Source organism: Bradyrhizobium pachyrhizi, from assembly GCF_001189245.1.
GTDB classification, from domain to species: domain Bacteria; phylum Pseudomonadota; class Alphaproteobacteria; order Rhizobiales; family Xanthobacteraceae; genus Bradyrhizobium; species Bradyrhizobium pachyrhizi.
In genome coordinates, this window is the sequence record NZ_LFIQ01000006.1 from 1 (window position 1) to 336 (window position 336).

Genomic DNA, 336 nt, shown 5'->3' on the forward strand with positions numbered 1-336 from the left:
CTACACCAATGTCGCCGGCCGCGTCGCGGCGTCGGCCTCGGGGCTCTACGCACGCAACCTGTTCTCGTTCATCGAGACGATGGTCGACAAGGCCAACAAGGCGCTCGCGGTCAATTGGGACGACGAGCTGGTGAAGGCCACCGCGCTGACCAAGGACGGCGCCGTCATCCATCCCAACTTCCAGCCGAAGTAAGGAGAGAAGCCATGGAGCATCTCGCGCAGGCCGTCGATCCGTTCGTGTTCCGGCTGTCGATTTTCGTCCTCGCCGTGTTTGTCGGCTATTTCGTGGTGTGGTCGGTGACCCCGGCGCTGCATACGCCGCTGATGAGCGTGACC

General features: G+C 63.1%; 1 protein-coding gene and 1 pseudogene. Both read left to right on the forward strand.

The features are described from left to right. Positions 1-193: pseudogene (locus AKL29_RS00085) on the forward strand (NAD(P)(+) transhydrogenase (Re/Si-specific) subunit alpha); the annotation flags it as partial. Beyond that, positions 115-336, forward strand: a 222-nt coding sequence (locus AKL29_RS46520; RefSeq protein ID WP_430648843.1) for a proton-translocating transhydrogenase family protein, incomplete at its 3' end; no start/stop codon positions are given. The pseudogene AKL29_RS00085 and the gene AKL29_RS46520, both read left to right, overlap by 79 nt.